Below are 24,586 nucleotides of genomic sequence, written 5' to 3' on the forward strand. Positions count from 1 at the left end.
CCAGAGCCGATGGTATTGCCGTAACAGGTGGGAGAGTAGGTCGGTGCCTTTTTTTACACGGAAGCCCTTGCTGGAAACAGTCAAGGGCTTCTTTCGTTTAGTGACTTCCCAAAAGATTCAAAAGAACAATGGCTGCGCGCTTAAATTGTATACGCTACTTTCAATGTACATGCATTGGGCTTGCTGCATCGGAAGTCACGGTAATAATACCAAGCGCTACAGACTCAGTGTAGACTCTTGCCCGCTTTAGGTGCGATAGCAGCTAACAACATAAGGCATTGATAAGCTAAATTGAGCCGGACAGCCTACCTACTGCCTAAGCACGTATCCTAATCCACGTTTTTGTTGGCCGCCTTACTGCAATGATCTTTACCGATAGGATCTGCGATTACCTGATTTTTTCCTGAATAGAAGCCGCCAGTGCTCAATCTATCCACTCACTTATGAAAGCGGCTTGATGATTGGATTGGGTAACCAAATTACTGGATGGTTAGATATTCTGCAAGTGATTCCCGATTCGACTCGTGGTAGCGCCGGTAAAAGAATACTTGGCAACGGAGATCTCGAGTATAAAGGAATAATAAACTTATCATCTTGAGTATATGCTCTTTAAGTTTTTGCTATGAAATTGAAATCATGAATTTATCTAACGGTCACACTTTCGGTAAAAAAATAATGATTATAATAAATTAAGCAATCGTTTGTGTAGATTAAACAAACGATTGCTTTAAAGTTTGATTTTTTATTTCGAGAAAAGTGTTATATTATTGTTATAGAGATTAAGTTCTTTAGTTAGAACCAAGTATAAATCCAAATCCAAATGGATTTTTCTTATTGACTGTTTAGTTTGTTTTAAAATAGGTGATTTTTTAGAGGGACCATTTTGGTCCCTTTAAATTTACATGAACTTTAAATTATGGATTCTAGAAGAGATTTTTTAAAAAAAGCCGGAATTTTATCATCACTGGCTGTTTCACTTCCTACGTTGGTTAATGCAAATGCGACTGCAGAAGCATTTAATATGTGCGGTTATGCTGCACCCAAAATTGATAAAGTGAGAGTTGCTGTAATTGGATTGGGTATGCGTGGTCCTGGTGCAGTCGAACGACTATCTTTTATCGAAGGTTGTGAAGTCGTTGCACTTTGTGATAAACATCCAGAAAGAGTTGAGAAAGCGCAGAAGATTCTTACCTCAAAAGGTTTGAAGGCTGCAAAGTCTTATTCTGGAGAAGACGGCTGGAAGTCATTATTGAAGGAAGAAAAACTGGATCTGGTCTATATCTGTACACCTTGGGACTACCATGCACTCATGAGTGTTGCAGCTATGAAAGCGGGTAACCATGTGGCTTGTGAAGTGCCAATTGCATTAACAATAAAAGATTGTTGGGAGGTAGTCAAAACATCTGAAGCAACAAAAAAACATTGTATGATGTTGGAGAATTGTTGCTATGACTTTTTCGAGATGTTGACATTGAATATGGCCCGCCAAGGTTTATTTGGTGAATTGATCCATGGTGAAGGTGCTTATATCCATGACTTATTGGATTTGAATTTCTCAAAGAATGGTTATGATAATATGTGGCGTCTAAGGGAAAATATTAAATACAATGGAAACCTCTATCCAACTCACGGACTTGGACCTGTCGCACAGTGTCTAAATATAAATAGAGGAGACAAGATGGATCATCTTGTCGCGATGTCGTCCAATGATTTTATGATGGGCGAGAAAGCTAAGGAACTCGCTGGAAAGGATTCGTTCTTTCAGGAATTCGTCGGAAAGAAATACCGTGGCAACATGAATACGACGCTAATTCGCACTGCGAAGGGTAAAACAATTATGCTACAACATGATGTGACCTCGCCGAGACCATATTCAAGACTTCATACGTTAAGCGGTACGAAAGGTTTTGCCCAAAAATACCCAACTGAGAATATTGCTTTTGGTCATGAATTCATTAAAGAGGAAAAACTCAAAGAATTATATGATAAATATACGCCAGAATTAGTGAAATACATCGGTGATAAAGCCAAAGAAGTTGGTGGTCACGGCGGGATGGACTTTATGATGGACTGGCGCCTAATCGACTGTCTACGTAACGGCTTGCCGTTGGATCAAGATGTCTATGACGCTGCTTCATGGAGTTGTATTGTACCATTAAGTTTTGAGTCCGTTGAAAAGAACTGTAAAACAGTAGCAGTACCGGATTTTACAAAAGGTGCATGGAAAAATAATAACCCGGTGGATATCACCTTAAAAGGTGGTGGTAATACACCTATTCGCTCAAAAAATGCAAAAAAAGAAAATGTACAATTGGATGTATAAAATCTACATCTAGGTCAATAATTAAAAGGGGAGCATTTTATTGTTCCCCTTTTATGTTTATCTTTAGGTATGTTAATCAATCTGACGCTAGTTACCTGTCTATCTATATTTTCCGCAAATGATACCCTTTCATGTTGTGTTGGTGAAAATATACCTACACGGGCCGGGATGATCAAATCTCAGTTATCCAAACAAAGTAGTAATGCTACTGGAAAGATGGTTTTAATTGAGGGGGGTAAATTTCTGATGGGAAGTTCGAATTTCGAAGATAGTAAACCTGTGCATACTGTAGAGCTCCATTCATTTTATATGGATGAACATGAAGTTACAAATGCACAATTTGCTCAATTTGTAAAGGAAACGGGCTATGTGACCGTAGCTGAGCGAAAACTTGACCCAAAAGATTTTCCCGGTGTGGATCCAAATATGTTGGTTCCTGGATCTGCTGTATTTTCAAAACCCAAAGAACTCAACTCTTTAAATAATTATCTGATGTGGTGGGAGTATGTTCCGGGGGCAAATTGGCAACATCCTGAAGGGCCTAATAGTTCCATAAAAGATAAAATGAATTACCCAGTTGTCCAGGTTGCTTATGAGGATGCGGCTGCCTATGCAAAGTGGGCTGGAAAAAGATTGCCTACTGAAGCTGAATGGGAGTACGCCGCCCGTTCACGTAAGGATACCAATGATGACCTGTATTATTGGGGGAAAGAGCTGAAACCCAATGGTAAATGGACGGCCAATATTTATCAGGGGAAATTCCCCGTTGAAGATTCAAAAGAGGATGGTTATGAAGGTGCGGCGCCAGTGAAATCTTTTCAGGCGAACGCTTTAGGACTCTACGATATGGAAGGGAATGTCTGGGAATGGTGTTCGGACTACTATAGACCAGATTATTACAAGAATAGCGTGGCGTCAAATCCCACGGGACCGGAGAGTTCGTATGATCCACAGGAACCTAATCTCGAGAAACGTGTCCAACGAGGCGGATCGTTTCTCTGTAATGATCAGTATTGTGAACGTTATAAAGCAGGAAGCAGGGGAAAAGGTGAGGTAAATAGCCCCACAAATAATGTCGGTTTTCGATGCGTAAAAGATATAAAATAGAAAAGGCTTGCATTTGCAAGCCTTTTCTATTTTATAGAGACACCTTATTGTGCATTCAAAAACATTGATTTTTGATTGTACAATTCTCTGAAATATGGATCTTGAAGATCTTTGATAAAGCGGATTGCTTCACCAGTTGATTTCATTTCAGGACCTAATTGTTTGTCTACCTCAGGGAATTTATTGAAGGAGAATACCGGCTCTTTAATCGCGTATCCTTTCAATTTACGTTCGATCGTGAAGTCACTCAATTTATTAACACCTAACATCACTTTTGTCGCGATGTTGATGTAAGGAACATCGTAAGCCTTCGCGATGAAAGGAACTGTACGTGATGCACGTGGGTTAGCCTCGATGACATAAACATTCTCACCTTTGACAGCAAACTGAATGTTTAATAGTCCACGTACATTTAGTGCTTTCGCTAACTTGATCGAGTATTCTTCCATTTTATCCTGAACAGCTTGGGATAGTCCGAATGGAGGCAATACTGCCGAAGAGTCCCCAGAGTGAATACCCGCAGGCTCGATGTGTTCCATCATACCGATGATATGTACATCCTCGCCATCACAGATAGAATCTGACTCCGCTTCTTCAGCACGATCCAAGAAGTGGTCAATCAGGATATGATTACCGGGAAGGTTTTTCAATAAGTTAACAACCGCTTTTTCCAAGTCTTCGTCATTGATGACAATACTCATGCCTTGTCCACCCAATACATACGAAGGGCGAACTAAAACTGGATAGCCAACTTCGTTAGCAACTTGTAATGCTTCTTCTGCCGAAGTAGCCACACCATATTTTGGATATGGAATATTTAATTCTTTCAAAAGATCAGAGAAACGACCACGATCTTCTGCCAAGTCCATATTTTCGAAAGAAGTACCAATGATTTTTACACCAAGCTGCTCCAAGCGTTCAGCCATTTTAAGTGCTGTTTGTCCACCCAATTGAACAATTACACCTTCAGGTTTTTCTAATTCAATGATCTCACGAACATGTTCCCAGAATACAGGCTCAAAGTATAACTTGTCAGCCATGTTAAAGTCTGTTGATACTGTCTCAGGGTTACAGTTAACCATGATTGCCTCGTAACCACATTCTTTGGCTGCCAATAACCCGTGTACACAAGAGTAATCGAACTCGATACCTTGACCGATACGGTTAGGACCTGAACCTAATACAATGATTTTCTTTCTGTCTGAAGAGATGGATTCGTTTTCTTCTTCAAATGTTGAATAGTAATATGGAGTTTGTGCTGGGAATTCCGCGGCACAAGTATCAACCATTTTGTAAACACGGTTGATGCCAAGTTCCTTACGACGGTCATATACCTGATCTTCTGTTACATTACCTAGCAACCAAGCAATCTGTACATCTGAATAACCTTTTTGTTTTAAGGTCATGAAGAAATCGCGTGGGATATTATTCAGTTGGTAACGACGTAACTCTTGCTCAAGATGTACTAACTCCTGGATCTGTACCAAGAACCATTTGTCAATACGTGTTGCTTTACGAATTGATTCCAATGGAACACCTAATTCGAATGCATCTTTGATATGGAACAAACGGTCACCGCTTGGATGTTCTAAGCTATCCATGATCTCGTCCAGATTTCTCCATTGACGACCATCTGCACCTAGACCAGCGCGGCCAGTTTCAAGTGACTGACATGCTTTCTGTAAAGCTTCGATAAATGTACGGCCGATTGCCATTACCTCACCTACAGCTTTCATCTGAAGACCTAATTCTTTGTTTGCACCTTTGAACTTGTCAAAGTTGAAACGTGGGATCTTAACGATGACGTAATCTAATGTGGGTTCGAAATATGCTGAAGTAGTCTTAGTAATCTGATTTTGCAACTCATCCAAGTTGTATCCGATCGCTAATTTAGCTGCAATTTTTGCAATTGGGTAACCAGTTGCTTTCGATGCTAAAGCTGATGAACGAGATACACGTGGGTTGATCTCGATTGCAATGATTTCTTCGTTTTCTGGATTTACCGAGAATTGAACGTTACATCCACCTGCAAATGTACCGATCGAGCGCATCATCAGGATAGCCTGATTACGCATATCTTGGTAACATTTGTCCGATAATGTCATACCTGGAGCTACTGTGATCGAGTCTCCAGTGTGGATACCCATTGGATCAAAGTTTTCAATTGTACAGATGATAATGACATTGTCGTTGGTATCGCGAAGCAATTCTAACTCGAATTCTTTCCAACCCAATACAGCTTGTTCGACTAAAACCTCGTGCGTTGGTGATGCGTGTAAACCTCTATTTAAGGCTGCATCAAAATCTTCTTTTCTGTGTACAAATCCACCTCCTGTACCTGCTAAGGTGTAGGAAGGACGTATAACAAGAGGATAACCAATTTCTTGTGCAGCTTCTTTACCCTCTAGGAAAGAGTTTGCAATCTTTGATGTTGCAACGCCCACACCAATATCAACCATTAATTGACGGAATTCTTCACGGTTTTCAGTTTTTTCAATGGCAGCAACATCAACACCGATAACTTTTACATTGTATTTTTCCCAAAGACCTAGGTTGGAAGCTTCGATACATAAGTTCAAAGCTGTCTGACCACCCATGGTAGGAAGTACAGCGTCAATATTGTGCTTTTGCAATATTTCTTCAATACTTTCGCAAGTTAATGGAAGTAAGTAGACATTGTCTGCAACAACTTTGTCCGTCATGATTGTTGCAGGATTTGAGTTGATGATGGATACTTCAATACCTTCTTCTTTCAATGAAAGGGATGCTTGAGATCCAGAATAATCAAATTCACAAGCTTGACCGATAACGATGGGACCTGATCCGATGATTAAAACCGACTTAATGGAAGTGTTTCTTGGCATTATATCTAGTTCAAAAAATTAAATTTCCTATTGTAAATCTGAGCAAAGACAATCAAAAATAGCTCATGGGGAAGGGTCATTCCGACTGCTTTGTCGGAGTGCAAAGTTACATTTTAAATTTTGAAAATGAAGTATTTATTTTAATAATATTTCAAAATAAAATGGCCTTTGTTGGAAAAGTAGTTTTGAAAGCAGTAATAATAGTTGGAAAACGTAAGGAGTAGGTTCTCCAACTATTATCGTGAATTGTCTATTATTCGGTTAATAAACAATAATTTCGTCTGTAAATAAATATCCTTTTTTCGGATTGCTGGCCTTGATTTTTATGTAGCGTGCCTGCTGCGCTTTATCTAGTTTCAGCTCGAAACGTTTAAATGTTAATTTGGATTCTTTATCGGATATATCATTTATCACTGTACCTACTTTTCTAAAGCTACGTCCATTGTCCGAAAGAAGCACTTCCATTTCACCGGGCATGTAGACCCCTGGACCTATCATTTGCATAAAATTCATGGCAACCTGATGAATTTCTTCTCTTCGCTCTAAATCGACTACGACATCAATCGGGCTTGTAAAACCTTGCCATTGACCATCGTGGTAAGAGAGTCCCCCCATTAGACCATTGGTTAAAGTCGAATCTTTTTGGGCTGGATATCCAGACCATTGTGTGTTGTAAGTTACTTTTTTTCCAATGGCGCGATGAATATCAATATCAAATGACAATGTAGGACCTATTTTAATGGAGTCCTGAAAATATGCCGCATTGATATGTCCTGTTGAACTAAGTTCAAATGGACCGGTATATGGTGTAGACTGAATCGTAGGTTCACTTCCATCAATGGTATATCGGATCTGATCCGTGTTCAATTGCTCTGTTGTAAGTGTAATTTTGTTGTTGTTTTTAATCGCATTATACGATGCTGTATAGGCAACATTGAACGAGGGACGATAGTAGTTCAGATTCAGCTCCTGTAGTAACTTATAATGTGATTGTAATCTTCGTTGAAAGTCCGTCCAGCTTTTTGCATCTTTTGTGGTCCAATTGACTTCAGATAACGCTAATGCACGCGGAAACACCATATATTCAACATGCTCCGTCGTCGGCACATATTCTGTCCATATATTCGCCTGTGCACCCAGGATATGTTTGGCTTTATCACCTTGTATCGCAGCTGGGATAGGGTCGTAGGAGTAGACTTTATCAAGTGTTAGATAGCCTCCAATGGCTTCGGGTTGTGTTCTTGGGTCTGTCTGATAGGAATCGAAATAAAGATGTGAGCCCGGAGTCATAATGACATCGTGGCCCGCATTTGCAGCTTTTATTCCGCCCTCTTCTCCACGCCAACTCATGACTGTTGCTCCTTCGGTGAGCCCACCTTGTAAGATCTCATCCCAACCAATAAGCTTTCTACCCTTTGATTGCAGGTACAGATCCATTTGTTTGATGGCATAACTCTGTAATTCGTCAACGGACTTTAAACCTTCCTTCTGCATAAGAGCTTGATCTTTTGGACAGGTTTCCCAATGTTTCTTTTCCGCTTCATCACCTCCAATATGGATATATTGAGACGGGAATATGGTCAGTACTTCATCCAGTACATTTTTTAGGAATTCAAAAGTCTTTTCATTGCCAATGCAAAACTCGCTTTGGCTGTAGGGTTTCCCTGAACAGGAAAGTTCGGGATATACAGCTAATACCTCTTCTGAGTGTCCGGGCATTTCTATTTCCGGAATGACATTGATGCCTTTTCGGGCAGCATAGTCGACCAGTTCGCGCGCTTCTTCCTGTGTATAAAAGCCACCACTGGCATTTGGATTTCCTTTTTCCACATATTGACGTCCATTGTTCCACCAATCTTTCCAATGGGTATGTGTACGCCAAGCTGCTTTTTGTGTTAATTCCGGATATTTTTTAATCTCCAGTCGCCATCCCGCTCCATCTGTCAAATGCCAGTGAAAGTTATTGAACTTATAAATGGCCATGACATCGATATATTTCTTTACGAAAGAAAGAGGCATAAAGTGACGGGAAACGTCTAAATGTAATCCCCGGTATGAAAAACGAGGTTCATCAACGATAGTCGCAAATGCTATTTTGCTGGGATCAGCTTGTAGATAGCCTAATTGAACCAAGGTATAAATCCCATTGATGACCTGTGGAGTATCCCAGGCTTTGAGCAGGAGACCTTTTTCATCAATTTGAATCGAATAGGCATTTTTGCTGAGGTTGTCTGCATCAACCGCCTTTACAATACGAAAGCCTTCTTTTGGTGCTTTTTTGTTTTTCTTCAGCACTTCAAGGGTTAAACTCTTGATCGCAGGATGTTCAGTAAGCAATTGCACCGCTTGTTGGAAATCATCAGAAACAATAACTGTGAGTTGTGTTGGGATGGTATATATTCCAGTCGCTACGGTCACCTTGGAAGGCTTGGGAATAATGTCAAAATTACTTTGGGCCTGCGCACTAAAAATGTAAGCTCCCCCAAGCAATAACAGGGATAAAGATTTGCTCAATCGCATAGTAAAGTATTTAGATCAATAGATAATCAACACAAATATCCTAATTTTTGTTTCATTATTCTATTATTGCCGTCATTCGATAAGTATTTATGATATAAAACCAACAAATTGCCCAATAGAAATTACATTTTTAATCCTTAACTTTGTTGTATGATTGAACTTCCAGTTATTCCGGCAACTCCTGCACAACGCAAGCCAGATTGGTTGCGTGTCAAATTGCCTGTTGGTAAAGAGTATAGACATGTCAGAAGTCTTGTAGATGAGCACAAATTACATACAATTTGTGAGAGTGGAAATTGCCCAAATATGGGTGAGTGTTGGGGGGCAGGAACAGCAACCTTCATGATATTAGGAAATATCTGTACACGTTCATGTTCGTTTTGCGCTGTAGCAACAGGTCGTCCTTTGCCAGTAGACTTGGATGAACCAAATAGGGTAGCCAATTCTGTGAAGTTGATGCAGGTAAAACATTGTGTTATCACTTCTGTAGACCGTGATGATCTAAAAGATGGCGGTTCTACAATTTGGGCGGAGACGATCAATGCAATCCGTAAAGAAAGTCCAGAAACAACTTTGGAAACATTATTACCAGATTTTAAAGGTCAATGGGACAATTTGGATCGTGTCATTGCTGTTCGCCCAGAGGTCGTTTCACATAATCTGGAAACTGTGCGTCGTTTGACCAGAGAAGTACGTGTTCAGGCAAAATATGACCGTTCTTTGGAATGTTTGCGTCGGATTTCGGAAGCAGGTCTTCGTACGAAGTCAGGTATCATGTTGGGTCTTGGTGAAACGGAAGAAGATGTGATTGAGGCAATGCAGGACTTATATAATGTCGGTGTTCATATTTTGACTCTTGGACAATACTTACAGCCAACCAAAGCACATCATCCCGTTATCGAATTTATCACACCAGCTCAATTTGAAAAATATAAAAAAATTGGTTTGGAAATGGGATTCAAATATGTTGAATCTGGACCTTTGGTTCGTTCATCTTACCATGCTGAAAAGCATTTGTTCGATATGCAATAATAGTGGACAAAACGATTAGATTTCTTGGAAAAACAAAAGTTGTTTCCATGTTAACATAAAAAGAGCCTGAGTGAAACAATCACTCAGGCTCTTTTAGTTACAATTTGTATCTAAGTTTTTGTTGTTTCTTTTGAGATAAGTGAGGCAGTGAAAATCAGCGTGGTGCTCAGCAGAAATAACTAGTGCTTACCTTGTAAAAACAGTTTCTCCAGCAATTACCGTTCGTGTTGTTTTTACGTTCCGCAATTGTTCGTTTGGTATTTTGAGGATGTCTTGTTCGAGGATAACAAAATCGGCGTCTTTGCCTGCTTCTATGCTTCCCCGTTTTTTCTCCTGAAAGCAGGAGTATGCTGCCCAGATTGTCATTCCGCGCAATGCATCTTCCCGACTGATAGCATCCTGAATTTGGAAGCCCTGATCTGGGTAACCTTTTTTATCAACACGGGCCACAGCTGCATGAAAACCATACATCGGATTGAAATGTTCAACCGGGAAGTCACTTCCCAGAGCGAGTTTGCCATATTCTTTCAGGAGATGCTTGTACGCATAGGCGCCTTTCATTCGCTCTTCTCCTAGTCGGTCTTTTGCCCAATACATATCAGATGTGGCGTGGGTAGGTTGCACAGAAGGGATAATCTGGAATTTTCGGAATTTATCGAAGTCGACAGGCGATATAATCTGTGCGTGTTCGATACGCCATCTGCGATCTGTATGTGGCTGGAGGTATTTGCCATAGATATCCAAGATAATTCGGTTAGCTGAATCACCGATCGCATGGGTGTTGGCCTGAAAATTACTGGCGGCAATCGCTTTGATCATGTTTTCATATTCCTCTGGGCTATGCAAAAGAAAGCCATGTGTAGCTGCATCATGATAGTGAGCGAGCAGACAGGCTCCCCTTGAGCCTAATGCGCCATCTGCGAGTAATTTGAATGATTTGATTTCTAAACGATCCGTTTCGTAAAATCCCTGTGCTATAAATGAGGAGATATTTTGCGGATTGCCAAGGATCATCGCATAATCTCTAAATTTCAATTCCCCATCCTGATAGTATTTTTTTAATAAGTTGAGTCTTTCTTTTGATAAACCTGCATCCACAATAGAAGTAAGGCCCACAGAAAGCAATGAGTCCTGGGTTCGCTTTAGCATTCTCAGGTACTCTTTTTCACTAGGTACCGGGATTGTTTTGTTGACCAGATCCATTGCATTGTCGATCAAAAGACCATTCGGTGTATTGTTGCTTCCACCGACAACGCCACCATGAATAATTGGAATATTTGTCAATTTGGCCCATTCCAGGGCTTTGGAGTTTACCACTGCGGCGTGATAATCTACCCTTATCAGGTACACTGGTATATCTGGGAAAGCTTTATCCAGTAGTTCCTTTGTAGGGAAGGATTTGTCTTTCCAGCGATTTTGGTCCCAGCCACCGCCGATGAGCCAGGTTTTATTGGGGTTCTTTTGCTGATAACTTTTGACCCGTTGAATCACTTCTTCGAAAGAATCTGCGCCATTCAGGTCGACCTGATCCATCAGTTCGGCTTCATCAAATAGATGAGCGTGCGCATCGTAGAATCCAGGATAGATCGCTTTCCCGTCGGCGTCTATTTTCTCTTTGGCTTTATACTTTCGTTGGATCTCGTCGTCTGAGCCTATTGCAATAAATTTACCATCCCTGACAGCAAATGCCTGTGCTGTGCTGAAGGTGGAATCAACGGTATAAACATGTGCATTGTACACAATCAGGTCTACCTTTTCTTGAGGGGAACAGGCAAGGAAGATCATGGAAAAGAGGAAAAGAATAACTGGAAAGTTTCTCATATCCTAAAAATAGAAAAAAGTGTTTATAAAGCGAGGGTTATTTCTTTGAAATATGATTTGATGGAAGTATCGTATGAATTGGCTGAAGTATGGTTTGGTATATTATAGATTAGCGTCGAGAGCGGATAACAAAAACGGCTATCCAAATAACTCAGATAGCCGTTTTAATTCAAAAATCAAAATATGTGATTAGCAGTACTCGTCAAATGCAGCAACTAAATTGTCAGCAATCATTTGTGCCGGGCGACCTTCAATCATATGTCTTTCAATCATGTGTACCAATTTACCATCTTTGAACAACGCCATTGCTGGAGAAGATGGAGGATAAGGCAACATGTAGTTACGTGCTGTGTTAACAGCATCAGTTTCCATACCTGCGAAAACAGTAACTAGTTTTGCAGGATGTTTTTCGTTTTTTACAGCCGCTTTTGCTGCAGGACGTGCATTTGCTGCAGCACAACCACAAACGGAGTTAACAACGACAAATACAGTTCCTTCTGAAGCGATTGCAGTATCAACTGCTTCTGGAGTTTTTAATTCTTCGAATCCCGCATCAACTAACTCTTGACGCATTGGAGCTACTAAATATTCTGGATACATTATTTCTTAAGTAAAAATGTTAATATTCTAATTTAATTCGGTAGAGCGTGACTTTCTGTTTCACATTAAATGATCTTTTGCCAAAACGCTATACTTTACTTTTACAAATATAGATGTAAAAGGCTTTCTCGTCAAGGTGCTTGTCTCAAATCAATGTCAGAAAATCGTTAACAGCTGTTAAGCCATTTTCCAATCGCTGCTGTCCCTCTCCTGAGATAATGTGATATTGACCACTGATAGCTTTTAATTCTTTTTTCCATACTTCCATAAAGTGTTCCCGTTGCTCCGGAAAATCTCTCAATGGATCGTCTTGCCAAGGTAGATCAATATCCATCAGCAGGTATAGGTCATAGGGGTGTTGCTGAATCTTATCGGTAACGTCTTTTGGAGTATGATTGAATAGATGGTCAGACCAGATTTTCACGGTCATAAAAGTGGTGTCACAGATCAGGATGTTTTCCTTTGCTAAAGGAAGGAGTGCTTCTTCCAAAGCGACCTGCCCATAAAACATGTTGACCTCATCCTGTAACGTATATTTATTATTGAGACTCTGACAGTAATAGCGCGAATACTCCGGTACGCAGACCGTTTGAAATTTTTCAGCGAGATACCGTGCCATGGTTGACTTCCCTGTAGACTCGGGGCCTACGACGGCAATTTTTATTAACTCTTTTCCCACATCTATCTTTTTGATAGGCAATATTACACAAAATTTCTATATGTTTTTTGCCAGTCACGGTAACCATTCCATGCAATAATGGCGAATACAAGATACAGTACAGCTGTTAGCATAAGCTCTTTGTGTATATACAATGGAATATAGCAGATATCGACGAAAACCCAGAGAAGCCAGTTCTGAAGTACTTTCCTCGTCATTAGAAATTGAGCCACAAAGCTAACTGAAGTACAGAATGCGTCGATATAGGGAACATCAGAATTTGTCTTACTGTCCAAAAGGTAGCCTATTGCTGCTGTCAAACAAATAATGGCAAGTATGCTCAGAAAGAATTGGTTTCTATTGGCCTTAACAATCGGTTTCTTTTTTTCTTCCTTTCGCTTATGCCAATAATACCAGCCATACACGGCTGTGGATAGAAAGTAAAATTGTAACACGGTATCGCCGTAGAGTTTTGCATCATAGAAAAGAATGGCATAGGAAATCACACTGATAATGCTAATCGGCCAGTTCCATATATTTTGCTTTGCGGCCAAATAGACACAAAGGAAACCAGTTAGTGTACCTAACCATTCGAGCCAAGTGGTTTGGGCAAATTGACTGGCAATCTGCTGAAAAAAATCCTGCATCTGGTGTATTAAAAATTACACCTTAAAGATACAAAGTCTGCCTTAGAATCAACTACTGCACCTGTTTATTGGCGCAATTGGTGCTCGCAAAAGACTCAGGTTTGGCCTTAAATACGAACCCCATACCCATAATATATCCCATGGCTTCTTTGAGGGCTACATTTGACTGAAAATTTGGATTGGTGTTGATGTCGGCGTGGACTTCTAGGTCCACTTTGTGTTTTTCGAGGAGGGGGCAGAGTTGGTAGGCGATGTCGATGGATTTTTGGACTTCGAGTAGCATCCGTTCTTTAATACTCATTCGGTGATGCCTTTTGTCCCGTTGGATAAACATAAATCCACCTTTATGTTCCCTGAGAAAGACGATGACGGTGGCGAAGTCGATGATTCCTCTCTTTACTTGGGAATCGGTGCCGATATAAACCTTGAGCTTGTTTCCTAGGGCGTCTTCTCGTTTAATGACTTCCTCAACAGCATCGAAAATCGTGGAGCGAATGGATTCGCCATTGTATTTTTGCCATCTCATAGTGGTATAAATTAGATATATATAAATTAAACTTCATCATTGACATAAATTTACTGAATTTCAATGATCTAAGTGTTAATTTAATTTTAAATAATTCTCCACATTAATGAAGTTTTTCACCATAGGCCAGATCTCCGGCGTCGCCTAGACCGGGAACGATATAGGCTTTTGTTGTCAATTCGTGGTCAACATCACCCACCCAGATACGCGCAGTCGGAACGAAAGCCTTGACATGGTTTAATCCTTCTTCCGATGCAATTGCTGCAACAATATGTAATTCCTTAATCTCATATTCGGCCAAAAGATCTTTACAACATAAGACCAGACTCTTTCCGGTAGCCAGCATCGGGTCGACGATGATAACTGTTCTATTATCTAAATTCGGTGTATTGACGTATTCTTTGTGAACTTCAAATTCGCCACTTTTTTTGGTGTGCCGATAAGCCGCGATAAAAGTATTGTCGGCTTGGTCAAAGATATTTAATAAACCTTGATGAAAGGGAAGTCCTGCCCTTAGGATAGTGGCTAATACCGGCTGTTCCATCAATAGCTGTGTCTTGGCAACACCCAAAGGTGTTTCAACCTCCACGGGTTTAAAGGTCATGGTTTTGCTGATCTCATAAGCAAATACTTCGCCGAGCCGTTCCAGATTCCGACGGAAACGCATGCGATCCCGCTGAATAGTGACATCTCTCAATTCTGCAATAAAATGATTTGCAATGCTATTTTGGGTAGATAGAATAGTGACCATGACCTGCGTGCTAGTTCTGTTAAAGCTAAAGATAGTAAATAATCAACTGAAAGTAATAACATCTGCGGCATAATTATAGTTTGATATAAAATGGTAAAAAAATTAGTAAATTTGTGTGAAGACCATTTAAAATATGGCCCTAGACCGCATGTTACAAAATCGTAACATTTATAGATTATCATTGTGTGCATGTAACGGATTTTTCTAAGCTGAGATATAGCGATGCTTCGGTGCTGACGCTTAATGAAAGGTCGAAATAGTTTTCTTTAAGAAATAGGAATTGTATGAAATTTGAATTGACATCAGAGTATAGACCGACGGGTGATCAACCAGAGGCAATCAAAGAATTGGTAGCAGGTGTGGACCAAGGTGAACAATATCAGACGCTCTTGGGTGTTACCGGATCCGGTAAAACATTTACTGTTGCCAATGTAATTCAAGAAACACAGAAGCCAACCCTCATATTAAGTCACAATAAGACATTGGCGGCTCAGCTGTATGGTGAATTCAAACAGTTCTTTCCGAATAATTCGGTTAATTATTTTGTTTCTTACTATGATTATTATCAGCCGGAGGCATTTATAGCTTCCACGAATACGTACATTGAAAAAGATCTGGCGATCAATGAGGAAATAGAGAAGCTACGATTGGCAACGACTTCATCACTGATGTCCGGACGACGGGACATTGTTGTGGTTTCTTCCGTCTCCTGTATTTATGGTATGGGAAATCCCGAAGATTTCTCACGGTCAATTTTTCGTTTTGGCGTTGGAATGACAATAACACGGAATGCCTTTTTGCATAAACTGGTCGAAATCCTCTATTCTAGAACAACAACTGAATTTAAACGTGGTACTTTTCGTGTCAAGGGAGATACCGTCGATGTATACCCTGCTTACTTGGATTTTGCGATCCGTATTTCCTTTTTTGGTGACGAGATTGACGAATTGAGTGAGATCGATCCGGTATCTGGTAAGACCTTGAATAAAATGGAGGATTTAGCCCTTTTCCCAGCGAACCTTTTCGTTACTCCGAAAGAGAAATTTAAAGAATCTATCTGGGCTATTCAGGATGAATTGATGCAGCGTAAAACACAGTTGGAGGAGGAAGGGCTTATGTTAGAAGCCAAACGTTTGGAAGAACGTGTGAATTACGATCTGGAAATGATGCGTGAACTTGGCTATTGTTCTGGAATAGAAAACTATTCTCGATTCTTCGATGGAAGACAGCCGGGGATGCGTCCTTTCTGTTTGCTGGATTATTTCCCGGAGGACTATCTGCTTGTCATTGATGAGAGCCATGTTACCTTGCCGCAGTTACGGGCCATGTATGGTGGTGACCGCTCACGTAAGGTCTCTTTGGTGGAACATGGTTTTCGATTACCGGCAGCCTTGGACAACAGACCGCTCAATTTTCCGGAGTTTGAATCGTTGACCAATCAGACGATTTATGTTTCGGCGACTCCCGGAGATTATGAATTGCAACAGACGGAAGGTGTCGTTGTTGAACAGGTCATCCGGCCGACAGGCTTATTGGATCCCATTATTGAGGTTCGTCCGGCGATAAATCAGGTGGATGATTTTCTGGAGGAAGTAGACAAAACGATCAAGGAGGGGGGGCGTGTGTTGGCAACGACCCTGACCAAACGGATGGCGGAGGAGTTATCCAAATATATGACCAAGTTGAATCTGAAAGTTCGTTATATACACTCTGAAATCAAGACTTTGGAACGCGTAGAGATTTTACGTGGATTGCGCTTGGGTGAGTTTGATATTTTAGTTGGCGTGAATTTACTTCGGGAGGGATTGGATTTACCCGAAGTTACACTGGTGGCTATTCTCGATGCCGATAAAGAGGGCTTTTTACGTTCGGAGCGCTCACTGATCCAAACGATCGGACGTGCTGCCCGGAATGATAAAGGACGGGTGATCATGTATGCGGATAAAATGACAGATAGTATGCGCGTAACAATTGATGAGACCAATCGACGTAGGGAAAAGCAAATGAACTATAATATAGAACATGGTATCACCCCACGAACGGTTGGAAAGACCAGGGAAGAAATTCTGGAGCAGACCTCTGTCGCCGATTTCTCAGGCGTTGAGCAAAAGTTTTATGTTGAGCCAGATCCTACACAGGCTATTGCCGCGGATCCTGTCATGCAGTACCTCAGCGAAAAAGATCTGAAAAAAGCGATTGATGCTGTTCGCAAGAAAATGGATAAAGCTGCGAAAGAAATGGACTTCTTGGAAGCCGCCAAATACCGTGATGAAATGTTCTCTTTGGAAAAGCTCTACGAGGAGCGTTTTTCATCGTAAATGAGATATACTTGCTTTTTAATAAGGCTGTATTTTCCTTTCATGTTGTGTGCATCCCACCTATGATTTCTTACTGAATATTCAATGCTCAGGAGGGGACTTTTCCTTTTTTGGATAACCTTTCTTTACGGTCTAGTTTTCGGGTGAAGGTGATTTACCCGCTTAAAAATAGGCGGCATTTTATTGCGCAATATTGTTCAATTATTAACATATTTTGCAAAAATCAAATTCTTCTCAGTAAATTAGGGCTTTAATCTAAACTAAAGCATACTTACAATGAAAAAGCCTATTCTCGTTGTCAAATTTGGATCGGCTTCTATTACCACGAAAGAGGGAGAAGTTGATGAACGTATTGTTTTGGAGGTTGCCCGGCAGATTGCTTCTTTGCAGAAGAAGTACAATATTGTCCTGGTATCTTCAGGTGCTGTTGCTGCCGGCAAGCGTTTTCTCCCCAGTTATACAGGTACACTGTCAGAGCGGAAGGCCGCTGCCGCCATCGGAAATCCGATATTGATTAATACGTATTCCACCTACTTCAGGCCTTTTAAGATTTCGTTGGCGCAAAGCCTATGTGAAAGACATCATTTTTCCAATCGGGACCAGTTCCTCCAGTTAAAGAATACCTATGAGGAACTGTGGCGCAACAATGTTATCCCGATAGCAAACGAAAATGATGTGGTGAGCAATAAAGAGTTGAAGTTCTCGGATAACGATGAACTGGCTACGTTAATTGCTGTTGGATTTGGTGCTGAAAAATTACTGTTTAGTACTTCTGTTCCAGGCGTATTGGACGCGAATAATAAAATCATAGAAAAGATAGAAACCATTGACCGGGATGTTCTGGGATTGGCTAGGAAAGATAAATCTGCGGTAGGATTAGGGGGGATGACCTCAAAATTGAATTTTGCGCGTCTAGCTAATCAGATGGGAATTGAAGTGGTTATTTTTAGTATGCAGACTGAAGATGCGATCACGAAAGCGATCAAACATGAAACAGGTACCTTGTGCTTGCCGGAGCGTAAAAAGATCTCCTCACGAAAAAAATGGTTGGCGAGTGGAAGTCTAATTAAGGGTGAGCTGATGGTGGACCGAGGTGCTGAAGAGGCTTTGTTGAAGCATAAAAGCTTACTCGCTGTTGGTGTAACGCGTATTGTTGAGCATTTTGAGAAAGGAGAGGTGCTGAACATTGTGAACCTCGATGGTTTGACAGTGGCTGTGGCCCGGGCGAAAATGGATTCATCGCTGTTATCTCAGTCCAGTAAAAAAAATTTAGAAATTGCGCATGCAAATGATATCGTATTGTTATGAGTGAATCAATAATTGAACAATTGAAGGGGGCAGCTAAGGCGAAACAATTCTTGCAACAATTTGCTCCAGATGCTAAAAAGGTCACTTTGGAGGCTATCGCTGCGGCACTTGTTGAAGAAGAGGCCCTAATCCTGCATGCGAATAAAATTGACCTGGATCGTATGGATGATGGAGATCCAAAGAAAGACCGTCTTCTGCTGAATAGTGATCGCTTACACGCACTATCAGCTAGCGTAAAACAGATTGCTGATCTAGCAGATCCGACCGATCAGCTGTTGCTCAAGAAAATTTTGCCCAATGGATTAGAAATAGAGAAAATAACAGTCCCGCTTGGTGTTGTTGGTGTGATCTATGAGTCCCGCCCGAATGTTACAATAGATGTAGCGGCGCTTTGTATCCAGTCAGGCAATGTTTGTTTGTTGAGAGGTGGTTCTGATGCGCAATATACAAACGAGGCCTTGCTGCGCGTTATCCATCGTGTATTAGAAGCAAATGGTGTTCCCACAGACATTGTGCAATTGCTGCCTGTAGCGCGTAAACATGTCTCGGAATTGCTGGAAGCTACTAAATATGTCGATATTATTATTCCACGCGGCTCACAATCCTTGATAGATTTTGTTCGGGAAAATGCGAAAGTTCCTGTTATAGAAACTGGCGCTGGTGTATGTCATACTTATGTGGATAAAACAGCTGATCTTGAGATGGCCGCAAAAATAGTAGCCAATGCAAAGATCTCCAGGCCATCGGTCTGTAATTCTTTAGATACGGTTTTAGTGGATAAGGAAGTAGCACCAGAATTTTTGGCTAAACTAGCACCTTACCTTGAAAATGCTGCCGTGGAGGTATTTGCAGACCCCATTGCCTATAAATTATTGGCGCATCAAAAATTTTCAAATTTAGTGGCGGCCGAAGAAGCAGATTTTGGAAGAGAATTTCTAGATTTGAAGTGTTCGATAAAAACAGTCAATGGATTGGATGAAGCTTTGGAACATATCGAAAAATATTCATCAAAACATTCGGAGTGTATTGTGTCTTCGCATGAATTGACTATCGAACGATTTTTGAATGCAGTGGACGCAGCGGCAGTATATGCGAATGCTTCAACTCGTTTTACGGATGGTGGTGAGTTTGGATTGGGAGCAGAAATAGGAATTTCAACACAAAAACTGCACGCACGTGGTCCTTTTGCATTGGAGAAGTTGGTAACAGAAAAATGGATTGTCCGCGGGAATGGGCAGATCCGATAAGAAAAGACTATGGGATTAAGTTTTAAGAAAGATGTATTGATGAACTGGATTGAGGAAATTGGTAAATTTCTGCGTATCTGGACCGAAGGACATGATGCTTTTACGGAGCCGACTGATCCGACAGTTTTTGAAGGTGCTTATGAAAAGTTCTTTGAGAAGAGCAGGGGATATTTTTTGGGACTTTCCGAAAGCGAACTGACGACCTATTCAAAAGCGGAACTTCAGGCACAGCAGTTACATCCACTGGCATTAACCTTACTATTTGATGGCTTGAATGCAAACGGCGAAGAACAGCAGAATTTATTGCGAAAAGCAAAACTCATCTTAAATTTGGCTATGGCTGAAACGGCGAGTTTCTCTTTTCAAGATTATCAATACCTTTCGATGATCGATGGTAAATTGAATAATCAATAAAAAATCCTGTCCGTTTCTTTGAAAAGGGACAGGATTTTTATTTTAAGTTATACGATGAACATGCTTAACGTAAGATTTCCCGTGCGATAACCAGTCGTTGTATCTCAGAAGTACCCTCATAGATCTGTGTGATCTTGGCGTCACGCATTAATCTTTCTACATGATACTCTTTCACATAACCATAACCGCCATGGACTTGAACAGCTTCGACAGTATGTTTCATCGCTACTTCAGAAGCGTGTAGCTTGGCCATCGCAGCTTCTTTTCCATAAGGTAGACCTTGATCTTTGGTCCATGCCGCTTTATAGGTCAACAGCCTCGCCGTTTCGATATCTACTTCCATATCGGCCAGTTTAAATTGGATCGCCTGATGTTCTGAAATTGGTTTGCCAAATGTTTTACGTTCTTTTGAATAGGCAAGTGCAAGATTATATGCTCCTGCAGCAATACCCAATGCTTGTGCTGCGATACCTATACGTCCTCCATCGAGTGTTTTCATGGCAAATTTGAACCCAAAACCATCCTCACCGATACGATTTTCCTTGGGTACTTTGACATCCGAAAATAGCAATGAATGCGTATCTGAACTTCGGATTCCCAATTTATTTTCTTTTGGTCCAATTGTGAACCCAGGTAATCCCTTTTCAACAATCAATACATTGATTCCTTTATGGCCTTTTTCTGGATGAGTCTGTGCGATGACGAGGTAAATATCGGCGTGACCACCATTGGTAATCCAGTTCTTCGTACCATTCAGTAGATAGTGGTCACCTTTGTCTTCGGCGGTTGTATGTTGTGAGGAGGCGTCTGATCCAGCTTCAGGCTCTGAGAGTGCAAATGCGCCCAGTTTTTCCCCTTTAGCCAATGGAACAAGGTATTTTTGTTTTTGCTCTTCTGTTCCAAAAGCATTCAGTCCATAGAGTACCAAAGAATTGTGAGCGGAAACAATAACGGCTGCGGATGCATCGATTTTGGCGATTTCTTCCAATACAAGTACATAGGCCAAGGTGTCCATACCAGCACCACCATAGGCTTCAGGTGTCATGATTCCCATAAAGCCCAGTTCGGCCATCTGTTTGACAAAATCTGTCGGAAATTTGGCTTCTTCATCCCGTTGTATTACACCCGCTTTCAGTTCTTGGGCAAACTCCCGTGCTGCATCACGGATCATTTTATGTTCTTCGCTTAATTCAAAGTTCATGATATCTCAATTTTATGGTCTATAACTTATCACAACTGTAACTCTTTACTTAATCGTCGCAAAGCAAAAAATGTTTTAGCATTGCGGCGTTGGCGCTGATTTCAGTCCTTTTTTGGGAAACAGCTAGCTTATAACCAAATATACAAAATATATATTATGCTTGCATAGTATTTAATGGACGTTTTTTCATCTCAATTTAAAAAAGTAGGGAATTATTTGTTCGCTAAATTTAATCTACTATATTTGTAGAGTATGTAGTTTTGAACATATTTAAAAAATAAGATTATGAGTTTAAGATTAGGAGACGAAGCGCCAAATTTTAAAGCGCAAACGACTATTGGTGAAATCGATTTTCACGATTATATTAAAGATAGCTGGGTGGTGTTTTTTTCACATCCTTCTGATTATACCCCTGTATGTACAACTGAGTTGGGGCGTACAGCGAAATTGAAGTCTGAATTTGACAAAAGAGGCGTTAAGGCGATTGCGTTAAGCGTAGATAATGTAAACGATCATTTGAACTGGATCAAGGATATCAATGAAACGCAACAAACGGAGGTGAATTTTCCGGTTATTGCAGATGAAGATCGGCACATTTCTGAGCTGTATGATATGATTCATCCGAATGCTTCTTTGACAGCTACTGTACGTTCGGTTTTCATTATTGGCCCAGATAAAAAAATAAAATTGACCTTGACATACCCTGCATCTACTGGACGTAATTTTGATGAAATCTTACGGGTAATAGATTCATTACAGTTGACAGCAGATTATCAGGTGGCTACACCGGCGGATTGGAAGCATGGTGAAGACGTTATTGTCGTACCTGCCATTAAGACGGAAGATATTCCAGCAAAATTCCCAAAAGGATTTAAGGAAATCAAGCCTTATTTAAGAACAACCCCGCAGCCTAATCTATAAGCAATTAGGTTAAATTTAGAGGTATACAAAACGTCAGATCTTTTTGGATCTGACGTTTTTCATTTTAGAGCCTATTCTATACGCAAGTTTGTTCAACTTATTCGGACCTGTCAATCTACTGAAAGCATATCTTTTATGCAGGATATATTCCTTACGATCTGGAATTCTGATCGCTCACGGTCCAACATTAAAATTGCTTCATGAATAGCTATTGAAACTGTATTGTTTATTTGGGTTTGTATCTGTGAGCGACACAGCAGAAAGAAAAGGCAGCATACTAAAAAGGGAAAGTGACCGAAGGTCAAAAGAAAAGGCGGTACTTATGTACCGCCTTTTTATAAATATGATAGGATTACAGTCTTAATAGACCTTAACCATATAAATATAGTCTTGTAATTTTTTGATCTGTTCGGTTCTTGGTAGACCTGCCAATGCATTCTTCCTATTGATTTTTACGCCTGCCGTTAATGAGTCGCTAGGGATATCAGCAAGGGCATTCATGATTGACTTGGTTTTGATGGCAAAAGCAGCACCATCTATTCCTCTTTGTTTACCTGAAATAATCCCGATCACATTCCCTTTACTGTCTAGGACCGGACCACCGCTGTTTCCTGGATTGACAGGAACGGATATTTGATAAGCAATGGTGTCACCCGCATAACCTGTTGAAGAGCTTAAGTATCCTTGTCCATATACTGCTTCATCACGAGGGAAGCCGATGGTATAGATATCCTCACCTAAATCTGAAGTAGACGTTTTGAAGGTATAAGGTAAGCTTTTAGCCTTTTTGAAGTTTTTGTCGGCGATATATAAGATTGCTAAATCTTTGCTGGCATCGGTGTGAACAACTTGTGCTTTGTAAGATTCACCTTTACCATTTTGCAGATAAATGGAGTCTGCACCACTGATCACGTGATAGTTGGTTACCACATAACCATCTGTTGTCAACATAAAACCTGTCGCTCCAAATTGGCTTTCGCTACTTTTAACCGACTTTTTATCATTGATATCTTTGATCGCAGCGTTATGTGCATTGACGTTCTTTTTGACATTATTCATGTCACGGCGTAATGCGCTGTAATCTGAAGAGGCTTTTTCCAAGTTGCTATAATAGCCACTTAGCCATAAGGTGCCAAATACCGCAAATACTGCCACAACTGCAGCTACTAAAGAGCTTGCTTTAATCCGCTCCCAAAGAGAAATAACAGTAGACTGTTTCATCGGAACCACTTTCGTGGTTGTACCTTGGGATTTATGATATTCCTTGGCTGAGTTGGCCAATACATTTTTGAAATCAAGCCTCTGGCTAGTTTCCTTCATATTGGTAACAAAGTCGCGGTGTTGTTGTAATTGGGCAGCATACGAAGGGTTTTCAGCACAAAAAGATTCGAATGCCACTTTTTCCGCTGCAGGTAATTCCCCGCGGAGATATTGGTCAGCCAATTCGAAAAATTCTTTTTGATTCATTGTTCCCATGGTGTTACTCAAATTTTAATCTGTTGAAAAAAATATTTTTTTCAGCCGTTGAAGGCATTTATATTTTTGAGTCTTGGCATTATCTGTATTGGTATAACCAAATTTTTCACAGATGTCCTGCATCGAGTGGTTTAAGATATAGAAATCATGTAAGATCGTCTTACAGGGTTCACCCATTTTCTCTAGCGCAAGTTCCATTTGATCGAACTTTTTTTCAAGTTCCTGGTGCTGTTGTAAATCTTCTTCCTCAAATAAGGAGTCTTCATAACCACTAATGTCACTATTGCCAAAACCCGCACGATTGAGTTGCTTAAGCCAAAGCCTTCGGCAAATCGAGTAAAGATATGTTTTGAGTTTGCTGCTGAGCTCAAAGTCACCTTTGGCAACTTTATCGTAGAGCACAATTACAGCCTCCTGAAAGATATCTTTTGCTTCATCCTCACTTCCATTGTTTTGCAGTATCATATGGCTTATGGATGGATAATATCGTTTATAGATACTATCAATCGCCAAGCTATTGCCTTCTTTGAGGCCTTCAATGATCTGCTCATCATTTTCTAGCAGGACTGATTTACTGAATTTACTCACCTATTAATACCTTAATGCCTAAATTGTAACCCTTTGAAAAATGAAAATCTTCAAAATATTTTCAAACGTAAACTTTTATTTGTTTAATGCGAAATCTAAGCACAAAAATACTGCTTAATACCTGAAACCGAAAGCATTTGTTTTTGCTTCGATTTTCAGATGATCCTTGAATCATCCGTTGTTTATTTATGTATCGAAAAAGTTTCGCAATCGAGTGCTTTAATAATCTGCTTGTTATTCCTATAAAATGAAGTTACATTTGGT

At 40.4% G+C, this 24,586-nt stretch carries 20 protein-coding genes; 9 read left to right on the top strand and 11 right to left on the bottom strand.

From position 1 onward, the window contains the following. From ABFX33_RS09030 to ABFX33_RS09040, 3 genes are all read left to right on the top strand, one after another. Positions 1-250: hypothetical protein (locus ABFX33_RS09030; RefSeq protein WP_346085624.1), on the top strand; the 250-nt coding region annotated here is incomplete at its 5' end. Between the two features lie 666 nt (positions 251-916). Beyond that, positions 917-2,323, top strand: a complete 1,407-nt coding sequence (locus ABFX33_RS09035; RefSeq protein ID WP_346085626.1) for a Gfo/Idh/MocA family protein — start codon at positions 917-919, stop codon at positions 2,321-2,323. Between the two features lie 168 nt (positions 2,324-2,491). Then, on the top strand, positions 2,492-3,430 hold the full coding sequence (locus tag ABFX33_RS09040; RefSeq protein WP_346085628.1) for a formylglycine-generating enzyme family protein: 939 nt from the start codon (positions 2,492-2,494) through the stop codon (positions 3,428-3,430). A gap of 44 nt (positions 3,431-3,474) precedes the next feature. Here ABFX33_RS09040 and carB read toward each other — a convergent pair whose 3' ends face one another. Then, positions 3,475-6,294: a carbamoyl-phosphate synthase large subunit gene (gene carB / locus ABFX33_RS09045; RefSeq protein WP_104385111.1), complete on the bottom strand. Its 2,820-nt coding sequence runs from the start codon at positions 6,292-6,294 to the stop codon at positions 3,475-3,477. 261 nt (positions 6,295-6,555) lie between these two features. After that, positions 6,556-8,814 (bottom strand): beta-N-acetylhexosaminidase, encoded by a 2,259-nt coding sequence (locus ABFX33_RS09050; RefSeq protein WP_346085629.1) that lies wholly within the window; start codon positions 8,812-8,814, stop codon positions 6,556-6,558. Positions 8,815-8,964: 150 nt separating this feature from the next. Here ABFX33_RS09050 and lipA point away from each other — a divergent pair, with 150 nt between their 5' ends. Further along, positions 8,965-9,846: a lipoyl synthase gene (gene lipA / locus ABFX33_RS09055; protein WP_120261378.1), complete on the top strand. Its 882-nt coding sequence runs from the start codon at positions 8,965-8,967 to the stop codon at positions 9,844-9,846. A 186-nt stretch (positions 9,847-10,032) separates the two neighbouring features. Here lipA and ABFX33_RS09060 read toward each other — a convergent pair whose 3' ends face one another. From ABFX33_RS09060 to upp, 6 genes are all read right to left on the bottom strand, one after another. Further along, on the bottom strand, positions 10,033-11,667 hold the full coding sequence (locus tag ABFX33_RS09060; RefSeq protein ID WP_346085631.1) for an amidohydrolase: 1,635 nt from the start codon (positions 11,665-11,667) through the stop codon (positions 10,033-10,035). A gap of 189 nt (positions 11,668-11,856) precedes the next feature. Beyond that, complete coding sequence (locus ABFX33_RS09065) at positions 11,857-12,267, bottom strand: BrxA/BrxB family bacilliredoxin (RefSeq protein ID WP_104385107.1); 411 nt, start codon at positions 12,265-12,267, stop codon at positions 11,857-11,859. A gap of 145 nt (positions 12,268-12,412) precedes the next feature. Continuing rightward, positions 12,413-12,946 carry an AAA family ATPase gene (locus tag ABFX33_RS09070; protein WP_346085632.1) on the bottom strand — a complete coding sequence of 178 codons (534 nt, stop codon included), beginning with the start codon at positions 12,944-12,946 and terminating at the stop codon, positions 12,413-12,415. 23 nt (positions 12,947-12,969) lie between these two features. Continuing rightward, entirely contained in the window at positions 12,970-13,572 is a 603-nt protein-coding gene (pnuC, locus tag ABFX33_RS09075) for a nicotinamide riboside transporter PnuC (protein WP_257094410.1), read from the bottom strand. Between the two features lie 52 nt (positions 13,573-13,624). Next, entirely contained in the window at positions 13,625-14,098 is a 474-nt protein-coding gene (locus tag ABFX33_RS09080; RefSeq protein WP_046672303.1) for a ribonuclease H-like YkuK family protein, read from the bottom strand. 103 nt (positions 14,099-14,201) lie between these two features. Continuing rightward, positions 14,202-14,849: a uracil phosphoribosyltransferase gene (gene upp / locus ABFX33_RS09085; RefSeq protein ID WP_257094409.1), complete on the bottom strand. Its 648-nt coding sequence runs from the start codon at positions 14,847-14,849 to the stop codon at positions 14,202-14,204. Positions 14,850-15,133: 284 nt separating this feature from the next. Between upp and uvrB the strand changes: the two genes are divergently transcribed. The 4 genes from uvrB to ABFX33_RS09105 all read left to right on the top strand — a co-directional run bounded on the left by uvrB (position 15,134) and on the right by ABFX33_RS09105 (position 20,136). Then, positions 15,134-17,167, top strand: a complete 2,034-nt coding sequence (gene uvrB / locus ABFX33_RS09090; RefSeq protein WP_346085635.1) for an excinuclease ABC subunit UvrB — start codon at positions 15,134-15,136, stop codon at positions 17,165-17,167. Between the two features lie 276 nt (positions 17,168-17,443). Continuing rightward, positions 17,444-18,475 carry a glutamate 5-kinase gene (gene proB / locus ABFX33_RS09095; protein WP_223583740.1) on the top strand — a complete coding sequence of 344 codons (1,032 nt, stop codon included), beginning with the start codon at positions 17,444-17,446 and terminating at the stop codon, positions 18,473-18,475. Further along, positions 18,472-19,722 carry a glutamate-5-semialdehyde dehydrogenase gene (locus tag ABFX33_RS09100; protein ID WP_346085636.1) on the top strand — a complete coding sequence of 417 codons (1,251 nt, stop codon included), beginning with the start codon at positions 18,472-18,474 and terminating at the stop codon, positions 19,720-19,722. The genes proB and ABFX33_RS09100 overlap by 4 nt, the downstream gene beginning before the upstream one ends. A gap of 9 nt (positions 19,723-19,731) precedes the next feature. Beyond that, on the top strand, positions 19,732-20,136 hold the full coding sequence (locus tag ABFX33_RS09105; RefSeq protein ID WP_257094397.1) for a hypothetical protein: 405 nt from the start codon (positions 19,732-19,734) through the stop codon (positions 20,134-20,136). A 64-nt stretch (positions 20,137-20,200) separates the two neighbouring features. Here ABFX33_RS09105 and ABFX33_RS09110 read toward each other — a convergent pair whose 3' ends face one another. Then, positions 20,201-21,337, bottom strand: a complete 1,137-nt coding sequence (locus tag ABFX33_RS09110; RefSeq protein ID WP_346085637.1) for an acyl-CoA dehydrogenase — start codon at positions 21,335-21,337, stop codon at positions 20,201-20,203. Positions 21,338-21,622: 285 nt separating this feature from the next. On the opposite strand from ABFX33_RS09110, the gene ABFX33_RS09115 reads away from it, so the two are divergent. Then, the gene (locus ABFX33_RS09115; RefSeq protein WP_077438013.1) at positions 21,623-22,258 is read left to right on the top strand and encodes a peroxiredoxin; all 636 of its coding nucleotides are present in this window, start codon (positions 21,623-21,625) and stop codon (positions 22,256-22,258) included. Positions 22,259-22,618: 360 nt separating this feature from the next. On the opposite strand, the gene ABFX33_RS09120 is transcribed toward ABFX33_RS09115, so the two are convergent. Together ABFX33_RS09120 and ABFX33_RS09125 are read right to left on the bottom strand one after the other, a co-directional pair. After that, positions 22,619-23,725, bottom strand: a complete 1,107-nt coding sequence (locus ABFX33_RS09120) for a S1 family peptidase (protein WP_244211828.1) — start codon at positions 23,723-23,725, stop codon at positions 22,619-22,621. Between the two features lie 24 nt (positions 23,726-23,749). After that, entirely contained in the window at positions 23,750-24,322 is a 573-nt protein-coding gene (locus tag ABFX33_RS09125) for an RNA polymerase sigma factor (RefSeq protein WP_120261390.1), read from the bottom strand. Between the last annotated feature and the right edge of the window lie 264 nt (positions 24,323-24,586).

Source organism: Sphingobacterium ginsenosidimutans, assembly GCF_039536865.1.
Classification (GTDB): domain Bacteria; phylum Bacteroidota; class Bacteroidia; order Sphingobacteriales; family Sphingobacteriaceae; genus Sphingobacterium; species Sphingobacterium detergens.